The organism is Raoultella sp., assembly GCF_039594335.1.
Lineage (GTDB): Bacteria > Pseudomonadota > Gammaproteobacteria > Enterobacterales > Enterobacteriaceae > Klebsiella.
Genome location: NZ_JBCNNS010000015.1, coordinates 1 through 16,230 on the forward strand (window position 1 = coordinate 1; position 16,230 = coordinate 16,230).

Genomic DNA, 16,230 nt, shown 5'->3' on the forward strand with positions numbered 1-16,230 from the left:
CGACGTGAGCCGCGAACTGCGAACCCGCGGCGCGTTTATCCATAACATTATGCCGCTGATTGCCCGGCCGGAGCACGGCACGGTGTTTGGCCTCAACGGCCAGCCGGAGCCGGACGCAGAACTGCTCGCCGCGACCCGGAGCCGGTGCGGAGAAGTGATGCCGCAGATGACCCACTGCCACCAGTGCCGCGCCGATGCCATCGGGATGCTTGGCGAAGATCGCAGCCAGCAGTTTAACCAGCTTCCGGCCCCGGAGAGCCTGCCGGCATGGCTGCCGATCCTCCACCAGCGCGCGCAACTTCACGCCAGTATTGCGACCCGCGGCGAATCAGAAGCCGATGACGCCTGTCTGGTCGCCGTGGCGTCAAGCCGCGGAGGTGTGATTGATTGCCACTTTGGCCATACCGACCGGTTCTCTATTTATAGCCTGTCGGCCGCCGGAATGGTGCTGGTCAACGAACGGTTTACACCGAAATATTGCCAGGGACGCGATGACTGCGAACCGCAGGATAATGACGCCAGGTTTGCGGCGATCCTCGAACTGCTGGCGGACGTGAAAGCCGTCTTTTGCGTGCGTATCGGCCACACACCATGGCAAAAGCTGGAACAGCAAGGCATTGAGCCGTGCGTTGACGGCGCGTGGCGCCCGGTCTCCGAGGTGTTGCCCGACTGGTGGCAGCAGCGTCGTGGGAGCTGGCCTGCCGCGTTGCCGCACAAGGGGGTCGCCTGATGCCGCCGCTCGACTGGCTAAGACGCTTATGGCTGCTGTATCACGCGGGTAAAGGCAGTTTTCCGCTGCGTATGGGACTGAGTCCGCACGACTGGCAGGCACTGCGGCGACAGTTGGGCGAGGCTGAGACGCCGCTGGATAGCGAGGCGCTTATCCGTCGCCGCCTGATGGCGGAACTGAATGCCACCCGCGAAGAGGAGCGTCAGCAACTGGGCGCATGGCTGGCGAGCTGGATGCCGCAGGAGGCCGGGCCAATGGCGCAGATTATCGCCGAGGTTTCGCTGGCGTTTAACCATCTGTGGCAGGATCTTGGTCTTGAATCGCGCGCCGAATTGCGCCTGCTGATGAGCGACTGCTTTCCGCAACTGGTGGTGATGAACGAACACAATATGCGCTGGAAAAAGTTCTTTTATCGTCAACGCTGTCTGCTCCAGCAGGGAGAAGTTACCTGCCGCTCGCCAAGCTGTGACGAGTGTTGGGAGCGCGATGCCTGTTTTGAGTGACGCCTGTCTTCGGGTTGCGCAAACGGGTCTGCTCAAGATACGTGGTGTTAATCTGCGGAATCTGCGAGGTGAGAAAAGAAGCGTCCTCTACGGAATATCCTGAAGCCGAAGAGGACGTTTGCACCCGCAGACTTTTCCGTCACCGGCGATCGCCGGTGCGATCTTTACAGTTGGCGCACGAAGTCGGGTGGCATAGCAGCATCGGACGTAGAACGTCTTAAGTCACTTCAGGAAACGAATGCCCGCCGCAATCGGTCATTCCAGGATACCACCCTGCCACCGGGGACTCATGAAGTCTTAAATCACAAATTATCCTTCATAGCATATTATGCTGGATCAAAAAGCCCCACCATGGAATGCCAATAGTCATGTGCACAACAAAAGTTAATAAAGCGATTATAGTCCCGGTCAACCACCATGATTTAATATCATTATAACCGGCAGCAAAGATAATCGGCCCGGCCGCACCGCCATAGTGTGTAATACAACCACCATACGAGTTTGAAAACAAAATGGCCAAAGCAAGAAGTACGGGGGCGGTTCCGGTCACCAGTCCCACCGTTGCAAACACGGGCACCATGGCGGCTACATAGGCGCCACCAGAGGCGAATAAATAGCGCACGACAATACTTAAAAAAACAATCATAATAATCGTACTGTTACCCGCGCCGAGGAAATCCAGATGTTCAGACATAAAGTCTGCCAGCCATTTGAAAAATCCTTCTTTACTTAACGTGGCGCTAAGTCCAATAATTGCGCCGTACCAGATTAGGGTATTCCAGCCGCCCTTGTTTTGCAGAACATCATTCCAGCAAATAATATTAAACACCAGGGCCCCGACCATCGCGATCACGGCAACGGAGGACTCGGTAAGCCCGAGGTAACGTGAGAAAATCCATCCCAGCAAAGCGCTGATAAAAACAACGATTAACCCTTTTTCTTTTCCGCTTATCGGCCCAAGTCCATTCAGACCAGCAGTGGCTATTTTAACATTATCTATCTTTTTTAATTCCGGGCGCGTTATTTTGTAAGTAATGTATGGAATCACCGCCAGCATCAAAAGCCCCAGGGGTACGCCCGCCAGAGCCCAACCGACCCAGCTTATCTGGATGTGAAAAATATCAGAGATCAACTGGAGCGCTAAAGCATTCCCGGCAAATGCTGTTAAAAACATATAGCTGGTGGTTTTCGTCACCATATACACATTCACCATCAGAAAACGCCCTGCTTTACAAGGACTCTCATTTGGTGTGGAACCTAATACCAGCGCAATACTGTTGATAATCGGGAATACCACTCCACCTGCACGAGCTGTATTAGAGGGGGTGGCCGGGGACAGAATTAAATCTAACAGCGCAGTGACATAGCCTAACCGCAGAGTCGTGCCGCCGAACTTTAAAATAAACCAGTACGCCAGTCGCTTTCCCAATCCGGTTGTGACGAACGCGGCACTTAAGGTAAATGCACTAAACACCAGCCATGTGGTTCCTGATGAATAGCCGCTCAGGACATCCATTGGCTTTACGGGCGAATTGTCAAAACTGGCCAGGGCAATACATGACAACGCCACGGCGGAAAGCATAATGACGGGCTCAGGGTATGGTTTACTCACCAGCCCTACAATCGACGCGAGATAAATGCCCGCCAGTACCCATGCCTCTTTCGTTAATCCTTCCGGCGGAGGAATAATTATTGATAATAATATTATTAAGATAAGAAGAACTATTTTTAGTTTCTTTGACTTCAACATACGTCACCCCAGCATTAAACCATTCCGTTGGCAGCAGAAGCTTCCGAAAAAAGAAGCCCCTGCTGAACAATGGTGCTCTTGACGACTATTTTATTAATGAACGTAATGTATTAATAATTAGCCGGCAAATGTTTTAATAATATCTTTCTCATTAACCGTGAGCTGATACTCTGGCAGCCGATCAAAGTTAAGGTAACGATAAGTATCGTCACGTGTGTCCTGGATTTTATCCATATGCCAGAAATATTGTTCAACGGTCGGCATTTTCCCGGTCATTGCCGCTACCGCGCTAAGTTCTGCCGATGCCAGAAAGACCTTAGCATCCGTGCCCAGACGATTCGGGAAGTTGCGGGTGGATGTCGAAACAACATGGCTGCCTTGTCGTACCCGAGCCTGATTCCCCATACACAGAGAACATCCGGCGGGTTCTATCCTGGCGCCAGATTTAATAAACATATTAAAATAGCCTTCGCTGGAAAGCTGCTGCGCATCCATTTTCGTCGGCGGCGCCAGCCAAAGCCTCGTGGGGATCTCTTTGGCGTCTGCAATAATTTTACCGGCGGCACGGAAATGACCAATATTCGTCATGCAAGAGCCAATAAACACTTCATCTATCGGCGAACGCGCCACCTCAGACAGCAGACGGGCATCATCCGGATCATTAGGCGCGCATACAATAGGCTCGGTAATCTCCGTCAGATCGATGTCAATCACTGCGGCGTACTCAGCATTTTTGTCGGCAACCAGAAGTGACGGGTTAGCCAGCCAGGCTTCTATTTCGGCAATACGTCGCTCCAGCGTCGCTGAGTTTTCGTAACCCTGACGAATCATCCAACGCAGCAGGGCGGCATTTGAACGCAAATACTCCGCCACGTTTTCTTCTTCAAGACGAAGAACGCATGCGGCAGCCGAACGTTCCGCGGAAGCATCGGCCAGTTCGAAAGCCTGCTCTGCTTTCAACATGCCAAGTCCTTCAATTTCCAGAATACGACCCGAGAAAATATTGATCTTATTTTTCTTCTCAACCGTCAGTAAACCTTGCCTGATGGCATAGAACGGAATGGCGTGGACCAGATCACGCAAGGTGATCCCTTTTTGCATCTCTCCTGTAAAGCGAACCAGCACAGACTCCGGCATATCCAGCGGCATAATTCCCGTTGCCGCAGCAAAAGCCACCAGCCCGGAGCCCCCAGGAAAAGAGATCCCCAGCGGGAAACGCGTATGAGAGTCTGCCCCGGTCCCTACGGTATCAGGAATAAGCATGCGGTTAAGCCAGGAGTGGATGATGCCATCACCCGGCTTGAGCGCAATGCCGTTCCGGCGACTGATAAAATCAGGCAACGTGTCATGTAGCTTGACATCAACCGGCTTAGGATAAGCCGATGTATGGCAAAAAGACTGCATAACCAAATCGGCGGAAAAGCTCAGGCAGGCCAGGTCAGTAAGCTCATCGCGCGTCATCCCGCCGGTGGTGTCCTGTGAACCCACCGTTGACACTTTAGGTTCGCAATACTGTCCCGGGCGAACCCCTTCAACGCCGCACGCTCTTCCCACTATTTTCTGCGCCAGCGTAAAGCCAGCCGATGAAGGCGCCGGCGCCTTTGGCTGGCGGAAGACCGCGGAAGGAGGAAGTCCCAGCGATTCGCGTGCCCTTGCCGTCAGACTTCTGCCAATGATCAACGGTATACGCCCTCCGGCGCGCACCTCATCAAGCAACACATCCGTTTTCAACGTGAATGACGTAATCAGCCGCTGACTGGCGGTTTCGCGAACCTCTCCCAGATATGGCCAGAGATCAATTCGCATCCCTGTTTCCAGCCCGGAAACATCCATTTCGACCGGCAGCGCGCCGGAATCCTCAAGCGTGTTGAAAAAGATGGGGGCAATATTTCCGCCAAAAACAAATCCGCCGTTTCGCTTATTGGGCACCCAGGGGATATCGTTGCCGATATGCCATAAAATGGAGTTTGTGGCTGATTTACGGGAAGAGCCCGTGCCGACGACGTCCCCAACGTAGACCAGTGGGTAGCCCTCTTTTTTCAGCTGTTGCAGTTGCTGTACGGGTCCCCGGCTTCCGGGTTCGTCCGGTGTCACGCCGTCACGCGGATTACTCAGCATAGACAACGCGTGCAGAGGAATGTCCGGACGTGACCATGCCTCCGGCGCAGGTGATAAATCATCCGTATTCGTTTCCCCTGCAACTTTAAATACGGTAAGGGTAATTTTTTCAGGCAACTCCTGGCGGCGTAGAAACCATTCGGCATTTGCCCATGACTGCATCACGTTTTGCGCCTGGACATTCCCCTGATTCGCTTTTTCTTCAATATCCTTAAACTTTTCAAAAATAAGAAGCGTGGTGCTTAATTGTTCCGCAGCACTGCTGCCCCATTTCGGGTCATCCAGTAAATCAATAAGCGGCTGGATATTATAGCCACCCTGCATCGTCCCCAGTAACTCAATAGCCTGCTGAGGGGCAATGATACTCGTAGGAGATTCTTCTTTAATTTGCTGGTAGAGAAAATCCGCTTTGAGCTTCGCCGCAGGATCGACACCTGGCGGTACGCGATGCGTTAGCAGTTGAATAAGGGTATTTTTATCATCACCGTCCCCGCTGAGCAGCGACATAATTAATTCTTGCGTTTGCTCTGCGGTTAAAGGTTTCGGCGGAATGTTTTTCAAAGCACGTTCTTGTACATGCTTATTATAAGCTTCTAACATATGCTCTCCGGATCAAATATTATTTATCTGAATAGTGGTATGCGATAAATTTTTTTGTAAAACCTACTTTTTAATATCATGCTCAAGGGCTTCACCAAATTCCGCCAGCTGCTCAAGGCCATACTCCCACTCGCCGAATCCGGACTCGGTATTGATGTGACCGGCTTCGCCAATATCAATGACACGAGAGCCCCAGCATTCAGCCCAAAATTGCGCGCGTTTAAAAGACATTAACGGATCGTTTTGACTGGCAAACATGAGGCTGGGGGTCACTAATTTCTCGGGAAGTACAGCCTCCTCCAGTTCGAAAAGCGATGGTTCAGCGGGAGCAACCATAACAATGCCCGCAATATTCATTTTTTGCGTTTGTACCAGCCGACATGATGCAAGCGCCCCAAAACTGTGCCCGACCAGAATGGCCGGGCGCTGACAGGTGGCCAGCTCCCGGCGGATAGCAGACACCCAGGCGTCAATATCAGGTTCCAGCCAGTTTCGCTGACTTATCCGTTTCCAGAGTGGAAAACGACGGCTCCAACAACTCTGCCAGTGATGCTCATCACTGTCTCTCAGGCCCGGTACCAGAATAATCGTGAACCTTTCACTCAGCGGTTCCAGACGTTGCGTAGTCATAAAGCCCTCCTCTCCACGTTCAGTACCCCCATCAGGCCGGATAGTGGGAAAGTACCCAGCCAACGGCAAGAAGATCCGCACTGCCACCAGGGCTTATATTTTTTGCAATTAAAGCCTTATCCATGTTTACCAGCGCTTTTCTGAGCTTTTCACCCGACAGATTTTTGATGTTGAGCACTCTTCTCGCATAGCGCTGAACATATTTCAGTCCTTTTAGTCCACTCCGGGACACCACATTGGTATCGGGATTGGCGGCCATCAAGGCCAGGAGCATCTTCAGTAGCGCATCCTGCTCAGATAACCCCTCTTGCAACGCTCTTTCCCACTGTGGCAAACCGTAGCGGGTGACGGTATTAAAACCGTTTTCAGCTTCACCCCGCGCACCGGTAAGTCCAAGGGTCTGAAAAAGGTGCTCACCTTTGGTTTTTGCTTGCCCGGTTTTGCTCAGTTCATGGTCAACCAGACCCGCACACATCGCGCGGATTTCCCGGCACAGGTTGCGCTGACTGAGCATCTGATGACTTTTAACCAGCCGCCCGGCGGCTGCACATAAGAGGCCGAGCGAAAAAATCCCGCCCTTATGCGTATTGACGCCGACGGTGGCATTGAACATCGCCTGTTCGCACGCCAGACCTGTTGGCCTTATCGCCAATAAGGTCTGGGGAGCGGGTGAATCCGCGGTAGCCAGTCCTTGCGCAAAAAAACGGGGGAACCAGGGGGCCACGGCGCTGATGCTGGCCATAAAGAGCGTGATATTCATATCACGATGCGCGCCGTTATTGTCGCCATCAACCAGCCCCGGCTTGGGGGTTAATTTGACTTCCCGATACATCGCCTCAGCGGCCAGCCAGGCGATGCTTTGTACCTGCTCAGCCCGTTTAACGTTGACCGCTAAAGTAGTCATAGGTTAAATCCTCAATAACTTGCGCCAGTTCATTCTGCGAATGGCGACGCATACGAGAGCAGACGTGGGCAGGCTCATGACAAATGAAGCACCTGCGCATAGGCTGGCGTATCGCACTGCGCTTAATTAATCCGGATTTTGGGCAAAACACATCGATGTCCCACAGACGCCCGAGAGGATGGTTATCCTCCAGATGCGCCGTGACATGTTTTATCATCCAGCCTGGCGCCAATACGGACCAGAACGCCTCTGGCCCGGTAGGAAGGAAACGGATTTCGTGCTTGCAGACTTCCCAGCGGTGTTTGCGCAGCAGCTGGTTAAGGGCCTCATTCGCCTCCGCCATCACCTGCCGGGCGAGCGGTGTATCTTTCACTTCGCCTGGCCAGACGAGCGTGGTTGAAATCACCGACTGTCCGTATCCCTGCAGCCACCGTTGCTGCAAGTCCGCGCGCGCTTCTCTGGCTTTCAGAACATCCTCAAGGGTGATGGTCGCGCAGGTTGCCTTTGTCGTTTCGCCGATCATTCTTTCACCTGCCTTACGACATCAATGACGCTGCCATCGCGATAACGCACCACGCCGACAATACGGGAAGTAAACTCAATCGGTTTCGGTTCACCAGAAATCACCAGCGCTCTCTGATAAAGCGATTCGATTTCAACGACCGGTAAACCGGCAGCAATCAGCTTCTCTTTGACCTCCGGACGGGCAGGATTCACGGCAATACCATGGTCAGTCACCAGCACGTCAATGCTTTCACCCGGGGTAACGCAAGTCGTAACCTGCCTGACGACGGTAGGAATACGGCTGCGAATCAAGGGAGCGACCACAATAGTTAAGTTGGCAGCCGCAGCGACATCGCAATGTCCGCCAGATGCGCCGCGCATCACGCCATCGGAACCCGTCAGCACGTTCACATTGAAATCGGTGTCAATTTCCAGCGCACTTAAAATGACAACATCGACGCGATCGCAGCAGGCGGCTTTCGCGGCAGGGTTCGCATAAACGCTGGTTGAGATTTCAACATGATTGGGGTTTTTCGCCAGCGAAGCCCCTGCGACGCCGTCAAAGCTTTGGGTATCCAGCAGTTTGGTGATGAGCCCTTTTTCATGCAGATCCACGATGCTGCCGGTAATGCCGCCTAAGGCAAATCGCGCAACAATATTGTGTTTTCTCATACGCGATTCCAGAAATCGCGTGCAGGCCGTAGACGCCGCGCCTGAGCCGGTTTGCAGGGAAAAGCCATCCTGGAAATAACCGGAATGTTCAATCACATCGGCGGCAGAGCGCGCAATCATCAGCTCTCGCGGATTGCTGGTCACGCGAGCGGCGCCTACGCTGATTTTCGCCGGGTCACCAACGCTGTCTATTTTGACAATATAATCAACCTGGTCCTGAATAATGCTGGCTGGCATATACGGGAACGGTTCAATACTTTCCGTCAGTAACACCACTTTTTTGGCATATTTTGCATCGACCATCGCATAGCCAAGCGAACCGCATCGGGATTTGCCGCCGCTGCCATTGGCATTGCCATATTCATCGCAGCAGGAGACAGCTAAAAAGGCGACATCAATGTTAATTTCACCCTTTTCAATCAGATTGACTCTTCCGCCATGCGAGTGGATCTGTACCGGCTCCTCCATCAGTCCGTGTGAAATCGCATCAGCTAATTCGCCGCGCATCCCGGAAGTATAAATTTTGCGAATCACACCATTTTTAATATGTTCAATCAGCGGCGCATTGCAGGTCATCAGAGAACTGGATGCCAGCGTCAATCCTTTTAAGCCTTTTTCCGCCAGCTTAGCCATAACGTAGTTAATGACTTTGTCACCCTCGCGGAAAGCGTGATGAAATGAAACGGTCATACCATCATGTAAATCACAATGGGCTAAAACGTCATCCACGGTGTCGAACAGTTTACGTTGATATTTTTGACGAGGATCGGCCAGATAAGGTGTATGTGTGTTGGCGCCGGTAAACACCTCATATTTATGCTGGCTACCGGCTATGTTACGAAGTGCTTCAGTTAAATGACTCATCGTTTAATCCTGTGGCTATAGGCTGAATAGAGATTACTGACGAACGCCAGATGCATTTTTACGATCGATAACCACACGGGCATGGTTAATGATCGGCGCATCAATCATTTTGCCGTTCAGTGAAATCACCCCAAGGCCATTACGTTCACCGTCTTCGGCCGCGGCGATAACGCGTTCTGCATAATCAACCTCTTCCTGGGTTGGTGCATAGGCATTGTGCAAAATTTCAATCTGCCGTGGATTAATCAGAGATTTACCGTTAAAGCCCATGCGCTTAATCAGATCCACTTCTTTTAAAAAGCCAGCTTCATCATTAATATCGGCATAAACCACATCAAAAGCATCAATACCGGCCCCACGGGCGGCATGTAATACCGCACAGCGTGCATAAAACAGCTCGGTGCCATCTCCGCGTTCCGTTTGCATATCCATCACGTAATCAAATGCCGCCAGCGCAATACCCATCAGGCGTTGAGAAGAGCGGGCGATAGCGACGGCATTAATCACTCCCACCGCAGATTCAATCGCCGCCATTAATTGCGTGGAGCCAACCGGGCGGCCGCAGCTTTCCTCAATACGGACAATTTCACGCTCAAGCTGATAAATATCTTCCGGCGTATCCGTTTTCGGTAAACGGATAACGTCAACGCCCGCCCGCACTGCCGCCTCAAGATCTTTTAAGCCAAAGGGTGTATTTAGCGGATTAATCCTGACAACCGTTTCAATATCTTTATACATGGGATGCTGTAAGGCATGAAAAACCAGCAGTCGTGCGCTATCTTTTTCTTTCAACGAAACGGCATCTTCCAGATCAAACATAATTGAATCAGGTTTATAAATAAAGGCGGTCGATAGCATGGCTGCGCTTGAACCTGGCAAAAAAAGCATACTGCGGCGTAATTTTTTCATCATAATTTTTCCCACAAAATTTCTTTGCTGTCCGTTCCCCGAAGGATTGCAACCTGCATCCTGGCGCGGATAACACAATCCAGCGCGCCTTTATCTTCAACGATAATTTGACCCTGCGTAATATTAAATGTGGAAAGTGTTTCCTTCACCACCACAGTAATCTGCTCGCCAAATTGCTTGTATACTTCACTGTTGATCGTGATATCCAGTCCATCTTCATATGGGCTGACTTTAACAACCAGATCGCTCGACTCCAGCGTTCCGGCCATTGCCGCCTTGACTATTTTCATATTAACTTCCTGAACAATTATTGATTAAGCCCCAGTCAGATATACATCTGGCTGCTTAGATTGATTCGCTGCTAACCATTTATATAGATAAGGCATAGTACTTTCCGGTACCCTGCTTTTCACAGCCTGAAGATCTTCATTTTTTAATAATTTCCGCACGGCAGAGGCAGATATCGGTAAATTATTATCATCGGTCATTCTCTGAATTTCGTTAACTTTGATGCTGGCAGCCGGTATTGTCATTTCATCTTCCAGCCAGTGATGCATCGCACAATTATACTGTGCCGTAACCTTGCAGTATGGTTCGGTGCCCACAAAACGCTGATTAATATTTAAAGCCGGCGCAATGTAGCGACGAAACATAAGCAAATCAATTGCCGCATACACTTCATTAACAATTTGCTTTTCTTTGAGAAAGTAGCCAGGAAAGGTCCCGCGAGAAATAATATATCTTGAACCCGGGTGCACGGTAATATTAGGCAAATGCCGTGAACCATCCTGCACCATGGCGAAGCGTTCGCGGAAAGAAAACTCTGACAGATCTTCCTCAACGACAAAGACGTGCAGCCAGTCACATGCTTTTGCTGCCTGCTCGATCAAATACTGGTGCCCTAAAGTGAAGGGATTGGCATTCATCACAATCCCCCCCACATTCGCGGCCATCACCAGATGATGACTGCGCAACTGTCGGCAATAATGATGGATGCCAACAGGCGTATTCTCCATTAACGTCGCCCGGTTATCGAGGGTCACCAAAGGATAAAATCCACAGCCCTGGAATGACTTAACATTATCAGGAGAAGTCAGGAGAAAAAGTTGATGTTCACCGTTCTGAATAGCCTGCAGTTCTGCTTCATGAACGATTTGCAGGACTAAGGATGTTCCGCGCCATTCTCTCTCGACAGCAATGCATTTCAATGTATTTCCCGCAAGCCCGACGCAGGCCACCAGATGCCGGTTACAACGTGCAACAACAAACTGTTCGATATCTTCATCGATGCCTAATCCATTACTCTTCAAAAAAAGGACAATCTCCTCTCTCAGAGCACCGTTGCTAGTTTCAACTGTTTCGAATTCTAGCGCCTGGTCGGTATACATCTTATTTCTCCTGAAAATATCTTTATAGGTTGTCGACTATCTGTTTGCTCTGCCAGCTATTACGATGCCAGTAAGTCGTGCTGAGGCTGTGATTCCACGATGGTATTTGTTAAACGTCCGATATTTTCAATCACCACTTCGACCCGATCGCCTTGGTGCATAAACAGAGGAGGCGTTCTCTTTTTCCCGACGCCCCCCGGAGAGCCGGTAATAATCACATCACCGGCACTGAGTGAAGTGAACGTACTGATATAGCTAATCAACTCGGCTACCTTATGGATCATACTGGCTGTCGAATCATTCTGAACCAACATGCCATTCAGGTAGGTCTGGATTGATAAAACATGCGGATCGGGGATTTCGTCGACGGTGGTCATACAAGGGCCAAACGCACCTGTCTGCGGCCAGTTTTTACCTGCGGTAAACCAGGCATGCTGCCAGTCGCGCACCGAACCGTCCATATAGCAACTGTATCCGGCTACGTGGCTCATTGCGTCACAAACATCGATATGAATACCTGGCTTGCCAATAATGACCGCCAGTTCTCCTTCATAATCAAATTCGTTTGATAATGCGGGTTTAATCACCTCTGTCGCATGACCCGTCTGCGAGTCAGGAAAGCGAACAAAAAGGGTTGGCGCGTTGTTGGTTTCAGAAAATTCTTTTCGCTTATCGGCGTAATTCATTCCAACACAGAATATTTTCCCCGGCGACTCAATAACAGGCAGGAAGGTAATATCATCGACAACGACATCTGCGGGATAATCTATATATTGTCTGGCAATATCAATGGCATTCCACTGCAATAAATCTTTCAGAGTACTATATTGATGACCAATTTTATCACCGAGATCAATAATACCCTGGTCAGTAAAAATACCATAGCTTTTACGACCATGATGGCTATAGCTTGTTAATTTCATAATGGAGCCTGCTTATCTATTCTATTTCAAAGTCTGTCTGTGTTCACGCCACTTAGCGTGGCGTGAACTATTTGGTTATTATTTCAATGATTCTGCCGGCACCAGGGATTTCCCTTCGCTGGCGGATAAATATGTCGCAACCACTGCACCCACGGCGAGTAATGCGATGATAAATCCTGTCATTCCCTGCCACCCCGTTGAGTGGAAGACAAAACCGTTCACAAAGCCGATAACCGACCCACCCATGTAGTAGAAGAACAGGTACAGAGCGACGGCCTGGCCACGTGCTTGCGCTGCATTTTTACTTACCCAACTTAACCCAATTGAGTGACAGCCAAAGAAACAACCGGTAAAAATGACCGCGCCGATAATAAATGTGACTACGTTGGAGGTTAACGTCAGTAACATACCCAACGCCATAATCACGAACAGCGCACGCAGAACTTTCATACTGCCATATTTTGCAGAAAGTCGACCGGCCTGAGGCGCAGTAAAGAAACTTAATGCAAAGCTAAAAGAAAGCAGTCCCGCATTCGCTGGTGAAATATGGAATGGTTCTCCTTTCAGGAAGAAAGCCAGGTAGTTATACAGAGAGGTAAACACCCCAAAGATGATGAAACTGATAACAAATGCTAACGCCAGTTTTTTATTTTTAAAATGTGCTGCGGCACCTTTCACTACCCGCAGAACATTCAGGTTTTGTGTTGGTTTAAAGTTTTTCGAAGCTGGTAGCAGGAAGTTAACCAGTACCGCTACCACAATCAGGCTGACGGCAAAACCGTAGAATATGGTATTTATCGAAATATGTTCAATCAACTGGCTGGCAATAATACGACCGGACATTCCCCCCATTGAGTTACCAAAGACGAAGTAGCCCGTCACAACCCCGGCAACAACGGGTGCGACTTCTTCACTGATATAGGCCGTTGCCGCCGCGGCAATCCCGCTGAGCGCCAGCCCAATAATGGCACGCAGAGCAACCAGCATCGCCCATGACTGAACCAGAGGACACAGCAGTGTCAACGTGCCTCCCAAAATCAGGGAAACAACGATCAGTTTTTTTCGGCCATAATGATCGGATAATGTTCCCGTAAATAATAGTCCGATCGCCAGCAGCGCCGTTTCTGCAGAGAGAATGATACTGACCTGGCTGACCGGGACGTCATATTCAACGGCCAGCACCGGTAATAGCGGTTGGATAAAAAAAAGCGAGGCTAGCTCAGCCAGTCCAGATAAAGCCAGCGCCAGTATCACACGAATATAGTTACTGACTTTTGCCGGATCCGGGCCTTCCAGATTATGTTGAGTAGTAGTTATAGCCATAATATCCTCAATATTATTTTTTTGGTGTAGAGTACTGTAGCTCGCAGGAGCTAAAGGGTATCAATTGCTTTCAATATTTAGAAACCGTTAAATAGCTTCTGATAAAACCGACTCCGGAATGCAAACTTCACCTTCAAAAAGCTTACGCGAAGTGCGGATTACTGCCGCGCGTGTTTTCTCGATTGCACTCCCGTCTTTGAGTAACGATACGGAGATTTTTCCGCTTGGATGTTCAATATTAATAATATTGGTAAAAGGCGTCTTGAGTTGTTCTGAAACAATTTTATGAGCGACAGAGCCTTCAATAATCGTTGCTGTTGAAATACCAATCGAGCCCGTAATCGCCAGCGATTTATGACAGTTATGCGGCATAAAGTAGCGAACTCTGATCGTCCCTCCGGCGCTCGGTTTGCTCAGTAAAACCGGTTTGGGAATAACTTTATCGGAGACATCACCAAATCCCATTGCGACACCGGCCTGACGACGAATTTTTTCCAGTCGTACCATGAATGACCGATCGGCATCAAGTTCTGCCGGGGTTTCGCCGCCCGTTTTTCCCATCTGCTCGGCATTAATCAGCACCATCGGCATGGCCATATCAATACAGGTCACTTCCACACCGTCGATCACATCAATGACGTTACCGGTTGGCAGTAACTTCCCGGTCTTGCAGCCCGCAGAGTTCAGGAATGTCAGACCGACAGGAGCGGCGGTGCCTGGTACGCCGTCAATGTGGGTATCGCCTTCGTAATTGACATAAAAGTCCGGTGTCTGTATTTCGGCATCAACCAGCGTTCCGGTGTTAAGATTACGGATACGCACAGTCGTTACCGGACTTTTCGCTTTCACAAGGCCTTTTTCAATCGCAAAAGGGCCAACCGCGCACAGCATGTTGCCGCAGTTTGGCGTCGTATCGACACGACGCTCGTTGACCATAACCTGGGCGAATAAATAGTCGACATCCGCATCCGGACTGTCCGACGGGCTCACGATAGCCACCTTGCTGGTCTGAGGGCTCCCTCCGCCAATACCATCAATTTCGAGTTCATGGCCTGCACCCATCAGGCCAAGCAGTACAGCATCGCGCTCCTCAATTTTTGTCGGTAAATCGCTAGCCAGGATAACCGGGCCTTTGGAAGTACCACCACGCATCAGTACGCAAGGAATCTTCAACATTTTTTTCTCGTTTCACCTGGTTGTTAGAACAACGTCAGGATTCCATAACCGAATAGATAACTCCAATGTCAAAAAACAAACGATTAATACGTTTTGCGCATAAATAAGCGTTGCGTTAGGATAGGGATCAGACGACGTATCCAGAGGGGTAAAATCTCATGCAGCATGAGCTACAAGGGATACAAGCTTTTGTTAAGATTGCAGAAATTGGCTGCTTCACAAGAGCTTCGCATTTTCTTCACATTTCGCAACCAGCGTTAACACGCAGAATTAAAAAACTTGAAGAGAGTCTGGGAACACCCCTATTCGAACGGTCAACCAGAAATGTAAAACTCACGGCGGTTGGAAGAGAGTTTTTACCTAAGGCAAAGAATTTAATAGATTTTTATGAAAGCTCGATCCTGAGTATCAAGGAAATGGCGACACATCAAAGCGGGGTGATAACCTTATCCTGTCTACCGACGGCCGCGTTCTATTTCCTTCCCTCGGTCATCAGAGACTTTAACCATCATTACCCCAATATCCGTATCCGAATCCTGGAGCACAGTGCAAGCGACTGCCTTGAAGCCGTATTAAATGGCGATGCAGATTTCGGCATAAACATGATAAATATCACACATCCGAATATCGATTTCACACCGCTGGTGAATGAACCTTTCGTTCTGGCCTGTCGGCGCGACCACGAGTTAGCGCAGAAATCGCTGGTCATGTGGGAAGATCTGGCCGACTTAAGACTCATTGGCGTAAGACGCTCGAGCGGTAACAGGTCATTGATTGATCAGGCGTTTGAGGGCGTGGAGTGGAAGCCAAACTGGTTTTACGAAGTCAGGCATTTGTCGACATCGCTCGGCATGGTGGAAGCCGGTCTTGGCGTTGCGGTCGTCCCCAGTCTGGCGATGCCAACCGATGAGCATCACATCCTTGTCAGCCGCCCGCTTGTTGAACCCGTCATTCGTCGAACGTTAGGGCTCGTTCAGCGCCGAGAAACAGCGCTAAGTCCGGCTGCTGAAAAGTTCAGAGAGATGCTGTTGCAACTTTGGTCGCAGGACGCCAACAGCCCGTGGATAGGGAAATTTACAACGTAATCCGGCTCTTGCCCCCACCATATATCGTCAGACATGCCGCAAGCGATCTGGCGATAGAATTCTCTGGCGGGCAAGTGCTCATCCGGAAAATGAGTGCCACTGTTTTATGGGTTGGCCGGTTGAGAATACCTTCCCATTGATGTTGCTGCTT

The 16,230-nt window shown here is 50.1% G+C and carries 15 protein-coding genes; 3 read left to right on the forward strand and 12 right to left on the reverse strand.

From position 1 onward, the window contains the following. Both ACZAHD_RS04005 and ACZAHD_RS04010 read left to right on the forward strand, forming a co-directional pair. Positions 1-730 (forward strand): NifB/NifX family molybdenum-iron cluster-binding protein (locus ACZAHD_RS04005; RefSeq protein ID WP_462455635.1); only part of this gene is annotated, 730 nt, incomplete at its 5' end. Continuing rightward, positions 730-1,233 (forward strand): nitrogen fixation protein NifQ, encoded by a 504-nt coding sequence (locus ACZAHD_RS04010; protein ID WP_462455636.1) that lies wholly within the window; start codon positions 730-732, stop codon positions 1,231-1,233. The genes ACZAHD_RS04005 and ACZAHD_RS04010, both read left to right, overlap by 1 nt. Positions 1,234-1,549: 316 nt before the next feature. On the opposite strand, the gene ACZAHD_RS04015 is transcribed toward ACZAHD_RS04010, so the two are convergent. The 12 genes from ACZAHD_RS04015 to ACZAHD_RS04070 all read right to left on the reverse strand — a co-directional run bounded on the left by ACZAHD_RS04015 (position 1,550) and on the right by ACZAHD_RS04070 (position 14,994). Continuing rightward, the gene (locus tag ACZAHD_RS04015) at positions 1,550-2,983 is read right to left on the reverse strand and encodes an anion permease (protein ID WP_462455637.1); all 1,434 of its coding nucleotides are present in this window, start codon (positions 2,981-2,983) and stop codon (positions 1,550-1,552) included. A gap of 117 nt (positions 2,984-3,100) precedes the next feature. Further along, a complete protein-coding gene (acnB, locus tag ACZAHD_RS04020; protein ID WP_462455638.1) occupies positions 3,101-5,701 on the reverse strand; it encodes a bifunctional aconitate hydratase 2/2-methylisocitrate dehydratase in 2,601 nt (866 codons plus the stop codon). Positions 5,702-5,764: 63 nt separating this feature from the next. Further along, complete coding sequence (locus ACZAHD_RS04025; RefSeq protein ID WP_462455639.1) at positions 5,765-6,331, reverse strand: RBBP9/YdeN family alpha/beta hydrolase; 567 nt, start codon at positions 6,329-6,331, stop codon at positions 5,765-5,767. A 31-nt stretch (positions 6,332-6,362) separates the two neighbouring features. Beyond that, positions 6,363-7,235, reverse strand: coding sequence for a triphosphoribosyl-dephospho-CoA synthase CitG (citG, locus tag ACZAHD_RS04030; RefSeq protein WP_100685021.1), 873 nt, complete (start codon positions 7,233-7,235; stop codon positions 6,363-6,365). Next, positions 7,210-7,758: a citrate lyase holo-[acyl-carrier protein] synthase gene (citX, locus tag ACZAHD_RS04035; RefSeq protein WP_100685022.1), complete on the reverse strand. Its 549-nt coding sequence runs from the start codon at positions 7,756-7,758 to the stop codon at positions 7,210-7,212. The genes citG and citX overlap by 26 nt, the downstream gene beginning before the upstream one ends. After that, positions 7,755-9,275: a citrate lyase subunit alpha gene (citF, locus tag ACZAHD_RS04040; RefSeq protein ID WP_100685023.1), complete on the reverse strand. Its 1,521-nt coding sequence runs from the start codon at positions 9,273-9,275 to the stop codon at positions 7,755-7,757. Before citF ends, citX begins: the two co-directional genes overlap by 4 nt. A 33-nt stretch (positions 9,276-9,308) precedes the next feature. Next, positions 9,309-10,184, reverse strand: a complete 876-nt coding sequence (gene citE, locus ACZAHD_RS04045) for a citrate (pro-3S)-lyase subunit beta (protein ID WP_100685032.1) — start codon at positions 10,182-10,184, stop codon at positions 9,309-9,311. After that, positions 10,184-10,474: a citrate lyase acyl carrier protein gene (gene citD, locus ACZAHD_RS04050; RefSeq protein ID WP_462455640.1), complete on the reverse strand. Its 291-nt coding sequence runs from the start codon at positions 10,472-10,474 to the stop codon at positions 10,184-10,186. The genes citE and citD overlap by 1 nt, the downstream gene beginning before the upstream one ends. 24 nt (positions 10,475-10,498) lie before the next feature. After that, positions 10,499-11,572, reverse strand: a complete 1,074-nt coding sequence (citC, locus tag ACZAHD_RS04055) for a [citrate (pro-3S)-lyase] ligase (RefSeq protein WP_462455641.1) — start codon at positions 11,570-11,572, stop codon at positions 10,499-10,501. A gap of 59 nt (positions 11,573-11,631) precedes the next feature. Then, positions 11,632-12,495, reverse strand: coding sequence for a fumarylacetoacetate hydrolase family protein (locus ACZAHD_RS04060; RefSeq protein WP_462455642.1), 864 nt, complete (start codon positions 12,493-12,495; stop codon positions 11,632-11,634). Between the two features lie 78 nt (positions 12,496-12,573). After that, the gene (locus tag ACZAHD_RS04065) at positions 12,574-13,818 is read right to left on the reverse strand and encodes an MFS transporter (RefSeq protein ID WP_462455643.1); all 1,245 of its coding nucleotides are present in this window, start codon (positions 13,816-13,818) and stop codon (positions 12,574-12,576) included. Positions 13,819-13,905: 87 nt separating this feature from the next. Continuing rightward, on the reverse strand, positions 13,906-14,994 hold the full coding sequence (locus tag ACZAHD_RS04070) for a 4-oxalomesaconate tautomerase (protein ID WP_100685028.1): 1,089 nt from the start codon (positions 14,992-14,994) through the stop codon (positions 13,906-13,908). Positions 14,995-15,152: 158 nt separating this feature from the next. On the opposite strand from ACZAHD_RS04070, the gene ACZAHD_RS04075 reads away from it, so the two are divergent. After that, positions 15,153-16,079 (forward strand): LysR family transcriptional regulator, encoded by a 927-nt coding sequence (locus ACZAHD_RS04075; RefSeq protein WP_462455644.1) that lies wholly within the window; start codon positions 15,153-15,155, stop codon positions 16,077-16,079. Positions 16,080-16,230 lie beyond the last annotated feature (151 nt).

Coding starts and splice junctions, on each gene's coding strand:
- ACZAHD_RS04010 (WP_462455636.1), top strand. CDS start 730: ATGCCGCCGCTCGACTGGCTAAGACGCTTATGGCTGCTGTATCACGCG.
- citC (WP_462455641.1), bottom strand. CDS start 11,572: ATGTATACCGACCAGGCGCTAGAATTCGAAACAGTTGAAACTAGCAAC.
- ACZAHD_RS04075 (WP_462455644.1), top strand. CDS start 15,153: ATGCAGCATGAGCTACAAGGGATACAAGCTTTTGTTAAGATTGCAGAA.
- citG (WP_100685021.1), bottom strand. CDS start 7,235: ATGACTACTTTAGCGGTCAACGTTAAACGGGCTGAGCAGGTACAAAGC.
- ACZAHD_RS04065 (WP_462455643.1), bottom strand. CDS start 13,818: ATGGCTATAACTACTACTCAACATAATCTGGAAGGCCCGGATCCGGCA.
- ACZAHD_RS04070 (WP_100685028.1), bottom strand. CDS start 14,994: ATGTTGAAGATTCCTTGCGTACTGATGCGTGGTGGTACTTCCAAAGGC.
- ACZAHD_RS04025 (WP_462455639.1), bottom strand. CDS start 6,331: ATGACTACGCAACGTCTGGAACCGCTGAGTGAAAGGTTCACGATTATT.
- ACZAHD_RS04060 (WP_462455642.1), bottom strand. CDS start 12,495: ATGAAATTAACAAGCTATAGCCATCATGGTCGTAAAAGCTATGGTATT.
- acnB (WP_462455638.1), bottom strand. CDS start 5,701: ATGTTAGAAGCTTATAATAAGCATGTACAAGAACGTGCTTTGAAAAAC.
- citE (WP_100685032.1), bottom strand. CDS start 10,184: ATGAAAAAATTACGCCGCAGTATGCTTTTTTTGCCAGGTTCAAGCGCA.
- citX (WP_100685022.1), bottom strand. CDS start 7,758: ATGATCGGCGAAACGACAAAGGCAACCTGCGCGACCATCACCCTTGAG.
- ACZAHD_RS04015 (WP_462455637.1), bottom strand. CDS start 2,983: ATGTTGAAGTCAAAGAAACTAAAAATAGTTCTTCTTATCTTAATAATA.
- citD (WP_462455640.1), bottom strand. CDS start 10,474: ATGAAAATAGTCAAGGCGGCAATGGCCGGAACGCTGGAGTCGAGCGAT.
- citF (WP_100685023.1), bottom strand. CDS start 9,275: ATGAGTCATTTAACTGAAGCACTTCGTAACATAGCCGGTAGCCAGCAT.